Genomic DNA, 13,492 nt, shown 5'->3' on the forward strand with positions numbered 1-13,492 from the left:
CATGAGACTATCCGCAATGGGAGATGTCGCCATGACGGTTCCTGTTTTACGCGCTTTTGTAAAACAATATCCAACAGTAAAACTGACTGTTATTTCGCGCCCGTTTTTTAAACCTTTTTTTGACGGAATTCCGAATCTTGAGTTTTTTGTTTTTGATGAAAAAGAAAAACACAAAGGATTTCCGGGACTTTTGAGATTATTCCGGGACTTGAAAAAACTTCAAATAGATGCTTTTGCAGATCTTCATAATGTTTTAAGATCTAAGGTTGTGAGTTTGCTTTTCGCTTTAAGCGGAAAAAAAAGTGCGACCGTTGATAAAGGCCGTGAAGGAAAAAAAGAATTAACCCGTGCCGAAAATAAAATCTTCAAACAATTACCAACGATGTTTGAAAGGCATGCAAAAGTATTTGAAGAGCTGGGTTTTCCCTTAGATTTATCAAATCCTGAGTTCCCTGAAAAAGCTTTTTTAAGCGCTGAAATTACAGATTTAATTGGCGGGAATTATCAAAAATTAATAGGAATTGCTCCTTTTGCCCAATACGATTCTAAAGTTTATCCTGTAGATTTAATGCAGGAAGTAATTTCAAAATTAGCCGAAAATAAAGATCAGACGATATTACTTTTTGGGGGAGGAAAGAAGGAAATAGAGATTCTAGATTCACTTTCAAAACCATTTGAAAATGTGATAAACGTAGCAGGAAAAATTAAATTTCAACAGGAGTTACAATTGATAAGTAATCTGGATGTTATGCTTTCAATGGATTCCGGAAATGCACATATTGCTGCAATGCTGGGTGTAAAAGTGGTTACACTATGGGGGGCAACACATCCGTATGCCGGATTTTTACCATTCAACCAAAGTTTAGATAATGCCTTAACTGCAGACCGAAAGCAGTATCCAAAATTGCCTACTTCGGTTTATGGAAACAAAATTGTCGAAGGTTATGAAAACGCAATGCGTACAATTACTGCAGAATCTATAGTAAATCTTTTAAATTCATAAATACGCACTTTTTTAGTTAATACACATTAATAGTTGTATTTATTTTCTCTGATATAAATAATTTTATCAATAATTTAACAAGTAGGTTTAAATACGTATTGTTAAATGAATTAATTTCGGCCGCTGTGAGTTACATCTTACAAAGCTGAAAGATATTAATGTTTAAATCAGAAACTGTCTATGCCAAAAATTACGGTAACAATTGCAATTTTGTTCTTATTCTCTTTTTCATCCTTTTCTCAAAAAACAAGTCTTTCAGGTACATTGATTGATGAAAGCGAAAATACTCCCATTTATAATTCTGTTGTTGCTTTACTGACTCCTAAAGATTCCATCTTATATAAATTTACCAGATCTGATAAAGAGGGTAAATTTAATATCCGGAATATAAAAACAGGAAACTATATCCTCATGACCACACACAGCCATTTTGCTGATTATCTGGATGCCATAACTCTTGAAGAGACTGAAAAGAATATGGGTACAATTGCTCTTATAAGTAAAATGAAACTATTAAAGGAGGTAATCATAAAGACAGGTTCCATTAGAGTTAAAGGCGACACCACAAGTTACAGGGCAAGTGATTTTAAAGTAGATGCTAATGCAAACGTTGAAGAATTGTTGAAAAAACTACCAGGAATACAAGTTGATAAAAACGGCTCCATAAAAGCTATGGGCGAAACAGTAGAAAAGGTATTAGTTGACGGAGAAGAATTTTTTGGTGATGATCCAGGGATGGCAGTAAAAAATTTAAGGGCAGATGCAGTCAAAGAAGTACAGGTCTTTAATAAAAAAAGCGATCAGGCTGAGTTTACCGGAATAGATGACGGACAAACAAAAAAAACAATTAACCTGAAATTAAAAGAAGATAAAAAGAAAGGTTATTTCGGTAAGGTCGATGCAGCCAATCAGCCATTTTCAGATGCAGACTCCCGGTACAACATCAATTCGATGTTTAGCAGTTTTAAAGGGAAGAGAAAATTATCCGCTTTTTTACTGAACGGAAATACGGGACAGGATGGACTAAGCTGGCAGGATAATGAAAGGTTTGGCGGACGAGATGATATATCTATGAATATGGATGAGGACGGAAATGTCAGTTATGAATGGACAGGCGGCAATAATGATGAAGAACCTTATGTGGATACCCAAAACGGTTTTATCAAAAATACTAATGCAGGATTGCAGTACAGCAACAAGTGGAATGACAAGCAGACTTTGAATTTGTCTCCTAAATACAATAAGCAGATTTACACTAACAATAAAAGTACATTTATACAACGTCAGGTCGGAGAAACCCAATTAAACGAAACTACTTCAACGGTGAGTAATGTAAACAGAGGCAACTTTAAATTAAATGCTGTTTACGATGTAAAATTAGATTCTGTAAACGCCATAAAATTTACAGCCAAAACTAATTTTTATGATACTGAAAGCGATGAATTTACAAATGGCGAAACTAAAGGAAGTGATGGATTGATCAAAAACAAACAGAGCAAAACTTTTATTACAGATTCAGATAAACAGTCTTTGAACGCCAATGTATTATTTAAACATAAATTTGCTAAAGAACGCCGCACAATTTCGCTAAATGGTAGTTGGAATAGACTGCATACAAATTCAGATAATTTTTTGAAGTCTTTAAATGAAAGTTACAATGAAGGAATTATTTCTTCCAGCAATGATGTGAATCAAAATAAGATAGGAGAAAAAACGAGTCAAAATCTTTCATTAAATATACTTTACACTGAACCTCTGAGTAAAAGGTTTGCATTACAATTAGGATATCAGATTAGTCATAATACCGGTAAGAGTAATTATTTAACCTATGATTATTCAGAGGACACAGGTAATTATGATTTGATTAATACCTCCTTGTCAAATCAGTTCAGACAAACAATAACAACAAATACGCCCAATTTAAAATTAAGCTATAATGCAAAAAAAATAAACTACAGTTTTGGAAGCGGTTTTGGTTTTACTTCATTTGATTTACAGGATCAAACTTTAAATAAACAATATAAGCGTCATTATACTAACTTTTTCCCAACAGCAAATTTTAATTATAAGTACAAAAGCAACAGTAATTTGCGTTTGACTTATCAGGGTGCAACTAAGCAGCCAACGATTGATCAGTTACAGCCTTTAAGAAACAATCAGGATTTCTTTAATCAGATTGTGGGTAATCCGGATTTGAAACAATCTTTCACAAACAGGATATCTATATTTCATAACACCTATAGTATTTTGACAGAATCGCAGTTTTACCAAAATATTTCTTTAAATATGACTTCAAATTTAATTTCTTATAACAAAGATATTGATCCTGAAAGTGCTAAAACAATTACCAAGCCTATCAATACAAACGGTAATTTTTCCGGTAATTTTTATTTTGGATATGGATTTAAGGTAAAGAAAATAGATTTATATGTAAATCTGAATCCAAATTTGAATTATAACAAAACGGTACTTAGCATTAATAATAAAATCAGCAACTCTAATACTTTAAATTCAGGATTTGGACTTTACCTGAGCAAATTTAAGGAAAAGAAATACGAATTTAGTTTAGGTAATAACTTTTCAAATAATAGAAATACTACTTCTCAAAACGATGAGGTAAAATCATTCAACACAAATAATTTTAGCTTAGATATAGGAGTTTATTTTAGAAAAAAATGGAAATTTTCAACAGATTATAATTTATTCTCTCGTCAAAAAACGGTTGATTTTCAAACCAATCTCACCAATCAATTGTGGAATGCAAGACTGCAGCGCAATTTCAAAAATGATGAGTTCACAGCTTATATCATGGTTAGGGATATTTTGAATCAGAATATAGGAATTAGAAGATACGTCTATGAAAATACAATTGGGGAAGAACAAAATGACAGACTGAAAAGATATGCAATGGTAGGTTTTACCTGGAATTTTAAAAATAAGGACGTACAGGCAAAAAAATAATTAGATGCTGCTCAGTAAAAAGGACGAACAGCACAATATAAAAACAAAACAGGATTATGAAATCATTACTTTTTTTTATTGCAGCCTTAATGTTAACGAATACATCAAAAGCACAGCAATTTATAGATAAGGCAGTAATTGAATATGAAGTAAATACCAACCTCAAAAAAACAATGAGTAATGATAGCTGGGATGAGATGATGAAAGAGAATCTTTCTGATTTAAAAGTCTCCTATTTTACCTATACTTTTGCTGATAACAAAAGCATTTATAAATTTGAAAGATGGAGTGCGAAAACAAGAATACCAAAATATTTAAAAGATCAAGATGAAGAAAATATATGGTTTCATGATTTTACATCAGGAAAAATGACGATGCAAAAACAAATAGTAGGAACTAATTTTGTAATAGCAGACAGTATACAAAATATAGAATGGCAAATTACAAACGAACACAGAGAAATAGCGGGCTATAATTGCCGTAAAGCAATAGGGAAGAGACCTGATGGCGTATATGTATTTGCATTTTACACAGATAATATTACCATCTCCGGCGGGCCATGTTCTATAAATGGTTTGCCAGGCATGATCTTAGGTCTTACAATACCAAGATTATACACTTCATTTATGGCTGTGAAAGTAAATTTACAATTGGACAACACATCTGATATTAAGCCACTTTCGGATAAAAAAATGTATGATTTAACAGGATTAAAATCGCTTTTGGAAGAAAAAACAAAAGACTGGTTCAGCTATGGAGAAGATAAAGAAGAAAATAAGAAAAGAAAGGAAATGTTTTTTTGGGATGCTTTTTTGTAAACAACTTAATAGCAGACTGAAATGAATATCTAAAATTACGAACCTCGGTTTATGGAAACAAAATTGTGGAAGGTTATACAGGATGAAATGGGAACGATTTTGCTATCAGCAGTAATACAAAAAATCCAATCTTATAACAAGGATTGGATTTTTTGTATAATTTCAAAAACGGCGTTTTGGCCCGGGAGTTTTTCTCAGATCTTTAAAATCATCAACGGTATTGTTTCCAACATTAAAACCAAAAGAATATTTGCGGGTAACAGTTATAGCATTTCCGTTTAGATAAGCAGGTTTATAAACATCAGGGATGCTTTTTATTATTTGTTCGAGCTCGTTGCAAATTTCCGCATTAGGCGCAAATGCTTTTACATTTATGATTTTACCTTTATCATTTATTTGAAACGAAAAACTGACATTGATGACGCCCTTAAGTTTTGTTTTATTTCGGATAGTTCTTTTAAAATTATTAACTACAAGATTTTTAATGCTTTGATTCATGCAATCGCTTAATTCATTTGAATTTGATGATTCACAGTTCTTATCAAAAACAGGGGGTGTATGCACAAACGGTTTATCGTTAGACACAATTATATTTTTGTTAAATCTATTAATTATTAAAGGATAACTGTACGAATCTATTGCATTTACAGGTTTTATATTTAATTTTTCAAGTGGAAATTTTTTGAAAATCCCAATAAGTTTATCATTAAATTCTGACGTATAAGCATTGGTTCTAAAATTTATTGGCTTACCTTTTTTGTCAATATTGAAAGAGATACTAATAGGATCTCTTAGGAGAAGAATTTTATCAAGCTCTTCGACACTTATATATTTTTTAAAATGAAGTGCTAATTCGTTATTCGGGTTTAGGAATTCGTTACTTACATTTAAAATATTTTCCTGATGTTGATTCACTTCCTCTTTATATTTTTCATTGTCAGATTCTATTTCAAGAGAAATGGTTTTTTCATAAACAAAGCTGGTTGGATTACCATTACGGGCAGCTGGAATTTTGGCTTTTGGAAAGAGTGCCACAACACGATTTAATTCTTTGGTCAAACTATCTGTTGGGGCTTTACAATTTACTTGATCAATCTCCCCTTTTTCGTTTACTGAGAATTTTACATGTAAATTTAATGGTCCTAATATTTTTGCTTTTTTAATTTCGACTGGTGAAATATTATTTGCTACGTGTTCAGAAATTTTCTTTAGCAGGCAGTTAGACAGTTTTGTTTTATTTACAGGAGATTCACATCCTTCAAAAACAGGCAGTTTATCAAAGACAACATTTGTGCTGCAATTAATGATCATTTTATCTCCTTCTATGGAAAGAATTTGTAGCGTATAAGTGTTCAGTTGATTTTTTTCGGGAATATTTAAATCTTCAACATTGTAATTTATAAAGGCTTCACGGATATTTTTGTTTAATTCTGTGTATGGCGAATTGACAATTATACCAATCGGCTTATTTAATTTGTCAAGCGTAAAAGTTAAATAAATATATTTTTTGTTTTTTATCTTATCATCCTTAATTTCATAAGGATCAATCAATCTTGAATCGATTCGTTTTGCAAAATATTTGGAAAGCGCATTTGTTTTACTTGGCTTTGCATAAAAATAAAATTCGTCATATTTATCAATATATGTCTGGTTTTCTGATTGTGAAAAACCATTAGTAGCATATAAAAAGAATACAAGAAATACAAAGTGCTTCATAAAAACAGATAATTGACACTGTAAATGTATGAAATCACTTTGTAATTTTGTTGTTTTAAATAGTAAAACAAATTTGTTTTGTGATGAAATTGAAGATATGAAAACAACTAAAAGTTATGCTAAGTTTTTCGGTGTACTTCTGTTTTAAGCTCGAATTTTATTATTTGTAAGGGTTTAAATTTTGAGGAAATAGCATTACTCATAAATCCAGAAAAAGATATCCCATAGCTTTCTTTTTATTCCTGTCAACTACAACTTTAACAAAATGATTTTCTTTTTCTGTAGCCAGTAAAATGTGCTCAAAATCTTCGGTTGAATTTCTGTAAACTTTATGCACCAGTTCAGATTCTTTTATTTTTTTCGATAAAATTTTAGCCGCTTTCAATTCACTTACATACGGCCAAATATTGAAAAAACTATCAGAGGCTGCTATTTCTTTCATTCCTCCAATAATTGAAGAATTATACTTTTCTGGTGAAAGTAGTTTAGGAGCTTTTTTTTCTTTCCTTTTTTTAATTATGAAGTAAATACAAACGAAAGAAGTTAATACAAAAAGTAAAATAAAAGTTAGGCGAAGATAATGATGTGTTGCCATGATATTTAATGTTAAATGTGTGACAATTAAATGAAGGCTTACAAAATCTATCATCAAGATAAAAAATGTATCAGTCTTGTAGATTCTACTAATTTACTAATTTCTAAGCATATATTTTAAAAATCTTCAAAAATATTAATACCATTTTTGATATTTTTAAATTGAAAATTCTACTTTAGAATAGAATCAAATAAAAAATTCCAAATTCAAACGAACCATTGTAACGTTAGAATTTGGAATTTCATATTTCCAGTTTGGAATTTCAACACTTATACATCATCAAAATCTACGTAAATAGTTTCAGAAGTTGGATGCGCCTGACAGCTAAGTACCAAACCATCAGCAATTTCTTTATCGGTTAAGATTGAGTTTTTTGTCATTTCGGCACTACCCTGTGTTATACGGCAAAGACAGCTGCTGCAAATTCCGCCCTGACAGGAATATGGCGCATCGATGCCCTGTTTTAAGGCTGCATCCAGAATGGTTTGTTTTTGAGACATTTCAAAAGTAACTTCATCATCATCAACCAAAACAGTGATTTTTGTATGTCCTTCTAATGAAGTTTTGATTTCATTTTCTTGTGAAGAAGAGGTAAAAAGTTCAAATTTAATAGCAGAATCTTTTACGTTTTTCTCTTTTAAAATTCCGGAAACTGTATTGATCATTTCTTCCGGGCCACACAAATAAAACTTATCAAATTCCAGTTCCTTGTGTTTATTGTTGAGTACAAAATTTACCGCCGATTTATCGATTCTTCCAAACAAAGCATTTTCGGCTTTAGCCTGACTAAATACATAATGTACAAATAAACGTCCTACGTATTGCAATTGTAAATCGTGAAGTTCCTGATAGAAAATAGTTTCTTCAGGAGTTTTGTTTCCGTAAACCAATACAAAAGTACTTTTTGGTTCGCTTTTTAAAACCGACTTTATAATCGAAAGTACAGGAGTAATTCCACTTCCGGCAACAAAAGCTGCGTAGTTTTTTTGTCTTTCAGCATCTGGTTCAAAAGTAAATTTCCCCTCAGGATGACCCACTTCAAGAACATCTCCTGCTTTTAATTTGGTATTGGCAAATTGCGAGAAAAGGCCATTTTTAACCGCTTTTACGGCAATTCGTAATTCACCGCTTTCAGGTCCTGAACAAATAGAATAAGCACGACGAATTTCCTGATTGTCAAGGGTTAATTTTAAGTTTATATATTGTCCGGCAATAAATTTATAGTCTGGTTTTAGTTCTTCGGGAACATTAAAAAGGATGGAAACAGCATCGGTAGTTTCGCGTTTTACCTCTTTAATTATGAGTTTTAAGAATGAAGGCATGATATGATATTTTATGCAAAAGTAGCAAACAGCAGTTAATTGAAAGGTACTAAACTATTTTTTTTAACTTTTTTTGTAACGTTTCGCTAAATTTGATCTCTTACTACAAAAATGAAAACCAAACAACCATGATTAAAAAGTTTATTTATCTCGAATGGAAGGCCTTTACCAGATCAGCGTCTTTTGGTGCAAATCTGGCAATGAAAATTTTGATAGGTTTTTTGATGGTTTATTTTTCCCTTATTTTTATCGGAATGGGAGTGGGATCATTTTATATCCTAAAGAAAATGAATCTTGAACCCCTGTCAACCATCAACAAATTTTTAATTTATTACTTTTTGTTCGATTTAGTTGTTCGTTTGCTAATGCAGGCGATTCCGGTATTGAATATTAAACCGTTATTGGTTCTGCCCTTTAAAAAACCTACAATTGTCCATTTCTCCCTGGGCAAAACAATACTATCATTTTTTAACTGGGCGCATGCACTCTTTTTTGTTCCTTTCTCTATTGTACTAATTATTGAAGGTTATGATGTTGCGGGAATTCTTTGTTGGCTGATAGCAGCTTTTTCGATTGTTTATATTAATAATTTTTTGAATATTATTTTAAATAACATCGATAAATTATTTGTCCTTTTTCTGGGAATTGCCATGGCTTTAGGAGCTGCACAATATTATAAATTATTTGATATTACTACTTTTACGGGCCCTGTTTTTCAGGAATTTTATGAAACTAAAGGTTTGTTTTTGATTCCTGTTCTGGTTTTAACGGGTCTATATTTTTTTACATTCAGATATTTTAAGAATAATTTATTTCTGGATGCCGGGCTTTCTAAAAAAGAGGATATTGCTAAAACTGAAAACCTTGCCTGGCTCAATCAGTTTGGTACTTTAGGAACGTTTCTTAAAAATGATATTAAACTTATCAAAAGGAACAAAAGATCGAAAACAACCATTTTCATGAGTGTCCTGTTTTTGTTTTACGGATTGATCTTTTTTGGAAATACACATCAGCCTGCGATCATGCATATTTTTGCCGGAATATTTGTTTCGGGCGGTTTTTTATTTGTTTTCGGACAGTTCGTGCCAAGTTGGGATAGTTCGTATTATCAATTGATGATGACCCAAAATATTCCGTATCGCGGGTATATCACTTCAAAATGGTGGCTGATTGTTATTGCAACTTTTATCTCTACAATCTTAGCATCATTCTATCTATTTTACGGACTGGAAATTTATCTGACTATTGTGGCTGGAGCAATTTATAATATTGGAGTCAATTCACATTTAGTACTTCTTGGAGGCGCATTTACTAAAACGCCAATTGACCTAAGTAATGCCGGAGGTGCTTTTGGAGATAAAAAAGCATTTAATATAAGTGCTATGTTACTGACGCTGCCAAAATTATTATTGCCATTAGGACTTTATGGAATCGGACTTTATTTGGGAGACAAAACCCTTGGATTATTGCTGGTTGCAGGAGCAGGAGTTTTAGGTTTTGTGTTTAGAAATACCGTTTTTTCTATCATTGAAAAAAGATATAAAATAGAGAAATACAGTACAATCAGTGCTTACAAACAAAAAAATTAAATTAGTCAATTTGAAAAAATGTGTCAATTAGATAATTGAAATTAATTGGCGGGATTAAACTAAAAATTTAAAATAAAAGAACCATGATACAAGTAAATCAACTTTCAAAAATATACAACGGAACAACAGTTTTAAACATAAATAATCTAGAAATTCCGAAAGGCCAGAGTTTTGGATTAGTGGGAAATAACGGAGCAGGAAAAACTACTTTTTTCAGTTTACTATTAGACCTGATTCAGCCTTCAACAGGAAAGATTACTAGTAACAATATTCAGGTGAATACAAACGAAAACTGGAAATCGTTTACAGGTTCATTTTTAGATGAGAGTTTCCTGATAGGTTATTTAACTCCAGAGGAATATTTCTATTTTATCGGAGATTTGCGCAATCAGAATAAAGCAGATGTGGATGCGTTATTGGCACAGCATGAAGAATTTTTTAATGGAGAAATTCTTAAAAACAAAAAATACCTGCGTGATCTATCAAAAGGTAATCAGAAAAAAGTTGGTATTATAGCCACACTTATTGGAAATCCTGAAGTGATTATTCTGGATGAGCCTTTTGCCAATTTAGATCCTACAACTGTAAGCCGATTAAAAAAAATTATAAAAGAGCTGGCCGACAATCCAAATATTACCGTTCTCGTTTCCAGCCATGATTTACAACATACTGTTGAGGTTTGTGACAGAATTGTAGCGTTGAACAAAGGTGAAATTGTAAAAGATATTCAAACCTCAAAAGAGACACTACAGGAGCTGGAATCGTTTTTTGCGGTTTAAATTTCTATATTTCAAAAAGAAGCGTATTTTTACCGGTCTTATACTAAAAAACCTTTTTAGAAGTTAATTGATTTAAACTCTTTTCTATTGAAAAAGAATACGCTAAAATATAGTTTTCCATTTGTTTTTATATTTTTTTTGATAGCCTGTTCTACCAAAAGAGACACTTTTTTGGCCAGGAATTCTCATGCTTTAAGTACAAAGTATAATATTTTATATAACGGTGGAATTGCTTTAGATAAAGGGCTGGCAACGATAAAAGGCAATGATCAGGATAATTTTTGGGAAATGCTGCCAATTGAAAAAATGCAAATCAATGAGGATATTTCTGAGAAGGAAAAAACAAAAAATCCTGATTTTGAATTAGCCGAAACCAAAGCGACAAAAGCGATTCAGAAACATTCGATGAATATTGGAGGCAGAGAGAAAAACACTCAGATTGATGAAGCCTATTTAATGCTCGGAAAAGCACGATATTATGACCAGCGTTTCATTCCGGCGCTGGAAGCATTCAATTATATTTTATACAAATATCCCAACAGCAGTAATATTTATACCGCTAAAATCTGGCGCGAAAAAACCAATATGCGTTTAGGAAACGACGCCATTGCGATAAAAAATATCAAGCTTTTATTAAAAAACACAGATTTAAAAAAACAGACATTTTCTGATGCAAATGCTTTGCTGGCAGAGGCTTTTTTAAATCTGGAACAAAAAGACAGCGCCGTTACCAGACTTAAGGTAGCTGAAAAATTTTCAAGAATAAACGAAGACAAAGCCCGTTATCGTTTTATTCTGGGTCAGATGTATCAGGAAGCAGAAAAAAGGGACAGCGCCATTTATTTTTACAACAGCGTAATCGATATGAACCGTAAGGCTGACCGAAAATATATGATGCAGGCTTATGCCAAAAAAGCACAAATGTTTGATTATGAAAGTGGTAATGATACCCTGTTTTTAAAGACCTATAATAAGCTGGTTAATGATCGGGAGAACAGACCTTATTATGACATCCTGTTTTTTGAAATGGGCGTTTATTATGATAACAAGAAACAGCAGGAAAATGCACTGGAATTTTATAATAAATCCTTAGCGAGAAAATCTAAAGACTCCTATTTGGTAGCTTCAACGTATAGAAACATAGGAAATATGTATTTTAAAGCTACAGATTATACAATGGCTGCCAAATATTATGATAGTACATTGGTAAAATTAAACCCCAAAACGAGAGAATTTGCTTTTATCGAAAAAAACCGAAAAAACTTAGACAACGTTATCAAATACGAAGGAATTGCAAAACGCAATGACAGTATCATTAAAGTCAAAGCCTTACCGGATACCGAAAGAAAAGCTTATTTCGAAAATTATATTGCAGAGTTAAAAAAGAAAGATGAGGCAAAACGAATTTTAGAAGAAAAGGAGAAAGAACGATTAGCAAATATTGAGCAAAACTCAAATTCTAACAATGCGCCAGAAGCTGTAAATCCTCAGTCAGCAGGAAATAATTCGCCTGTGGCTATGCCCGGAGCATTCAATCCGCCATCCGGAAATGATGCTGCTAGTGCTTTTTATTTCTACAATCCGTCAACAGTTGCTTATGGAAAATTACAGTTCAAAAAAATGTGGGGCAACAGAGCATTAAAAGGAAACTGGAGATTATCTGCTTCAAAGTTAAATGACAATACAGCATTGACTGATTCAATAAGTATGAAACAGGATTCCATAAATGCTTTGAAGGATGTAATAGTTGTCGAAAAATATACAACAGATTTTTACGAAAAACAACTTCCTACCACTCAGGTTGCTATGGATAGTATTGGAAAAGAACGAAATTTTGCCTACTATCAGTTAGGGTTAATTTACAAAGAAAAATTTAAGGAATACGATTTGGCCAGTGGCAAATTTGAGCAGTTACTTCGTAATAATCCTGAAGAAAAATGGATTTTACCATCGATGTACAATTTGTATAAAATGTATCAGATTACAAATCCTGCAAGGGCTGAAAGGATAAAGTCTGATATTACTGCCAATTATCCAAATTCACGATATGCCCAAATTTTAAACAATACAAATCCTGAAAATGGCTCAAATTTATCACCTGAAAAAGAATATGAAAAATGGTATAAATTATTTCTGGAGGAACAGTTTGATGTAGTGCTGGACAACATTGACAATTTAATAAATCAATATTCAGGAGATGAGATTGTTTCAAAATTTGAATTGTTAAAAGCAAATACTTTAGGAAAAGTGAATGGTTTGGCAGCCTATAAAAAAAGCATGGAAGAAGTTGCTGATAATTACCCAAATAGTGAAGAAGGCAAAACTGCACGTGAAAATTTAGAAAAACAAATCCCAACACTTGAAAAACTTGATTTTACAACAGATGGAAAAAGCTGGAAGATTTTATATTTAGTGGATAGAAATGATACTAAAACAGCAAAAAAAATTGAAGAAGCGATTAAGGTTTTTTTATTAATTGAAAATTTTGAAAGATTGACCACTTCTTTTGATAAATATAATAAGACTCAAAGCTTTTTTGCTATTCACGGTATAAAATCTGAAGCTTATGCCAGAGATGTTGCAGGAGTTTTGAGAGATGATGAAAAATATAAAATTTCACATCCGTTCATTATTATTTCAAGTGAAAATTACAAAATAGTTCAGATGAAGAAAAATCTTCAGACTTACTTAGCGCCAAAAACTCCATAA

The 13,492-nt window shown here is 31.9% G+C and carries 9 protein-coding genes; 6 read left to right on the forward strand and 3 right to left on the reverse strand.

From position 1 onward, the window contains the following. Position 1: 1 nt before the first annotated feature. The 3 genes from K8B81_RS14685 to K8B81_RS14695 all read left to right on the forward strand — a co-directional run bounded on the left by K8B81_RS14685 (position 2) and on the right by K8B81_RS14695 (position 4,782). Positions 2-1,003, forward strand: a complete 1,002-nt coding sequence (locus K8B81_RS14685) for a glycosyltransferase family 9 protein (RefSeq protein WP_223682325.1) — start codon at positions 2-4, stop codon at positions 1,001-1,003. A 180-nt stretch (positions 1,004-1,183) separates the two neighbouring features. Beyond that, the gene (locus K8B81_RS14690) at positions 1,184-3,964 is read left to right on the forward strand and encodes an outer membrane beta-barrel family protein (RefSeq protein ID WP_223682326.1); all 2,781 of its coding nucleotides are present in this window, start codon (positions 1,184-1,186) and stop codon (positions 3,962-3,964) included. A 56-nt stretch (positions 3,965-4,020) separates the two neighbouring features. Further along, positions 4,021-4,782: a GLPGLI family protein gene (locus K8B81_RS14695; protein WP_223682327.1), complete on the forward strand. Its 762-nt coding sequence runs from the start codon at positions 4,021-4,023 to the stop codon at positions 4,780-4,782. Between the two features lie 162 nt (positions 4,783-4,944). On the opposite strand, the gene K8B81_RS14700 is transcribed toward K8B81_RS14695, so the two are convergent. From K8B81_RS14700 to K8B81_RS14710, 3 genes are all read right to left on the reverse strand, one after another. Then, positions 4,945-6,498 carry a hypothetical protein gene (locus K8B81_RS14700; protein WP_223682328.1) on the reverse strand — a complete coding sequence of 518 codons (1,554 nt, stop codon included), beginning with the start codon at positions 6,496-6,498 and terminating at the stop codon, positions 4,945-4,947. A 199-nt stretch (positions 6,499-6,697) separates the two neighbouring features. Then, positions 6,698-7,093, reverse strand: a complete 396-nt coding sequence (locus K8B81_RS14705; RefSeq protein WP_223682329.1) for a hypothetical protein — start codon at positions 7,091-7,093, stop codon at positions 6,698-6,700. 269 nt (positions 7,094-7,362) lie between these two features. Continuing rightward, positions 7,363-8,415 carry a ferredoxin--NADP reductase gene (locus K8B81_RS14710; RefSeq protein WP_025571297.1) on the reverse strand — a complete coding sequence of 351 codons (1,053 nt, stop codon included), beginning with the start codon at positions 8,413-8,415 and terminating at the stop codon, positions 7,363-7,365. Positions 8,416-8,543: 128 nt separating this feature from the next. Between K8B81_RS14710 and K8B81_RS14715 the strand changes: the two genes are divergently transcribed. From K8B81_RS14715 to porW, 3 genes are all read left to right on the forward strand, one after another. Then, positions 8,544-10,004: a DUF5687 family protein gene (locus K8B81_RS14715; protein WP_223682330.1), complete on the forward strand. Its 1,461-nt coding sequence runs from the start codon at positions 8,544-8,546 to the stop codon at positions 10,002-10,004. Positions 10,005-10,087: 83 nt separating this feature from the next. Next, positions 10,088-10,783 (forward strand): ABC transporter ATP-binding protein, encoded by a 696-nt coding sequence (locus K8B81_RS14720; RefSeq protein WP_223682331.1) that lies wholly within the window; start codon positions 10,088-10,090, stop codon positions 10,781-10,783. Between the two features lie 87 nt (positions 10,784-10,870). Beyond that, entirely contained in the window at positions 10,871-13,492 is a 2,622-nt protein-coding gene (gene porW / locus K8B81_RS14725; protein WP_223682332.1) for a type IX secretion system periplasmic lipoprotein PorW/SprE, read from the forward strand.

Source organism: Flavobacterium hibisci (assembly GCF_020026925.1).
Classification (GTDB): Bacteria; Bacteroidota; Bacteroidia; order Flavobacteriales; family Flavobacteriaceae; genus Flavobacterium; species Flavobacterium hibisci.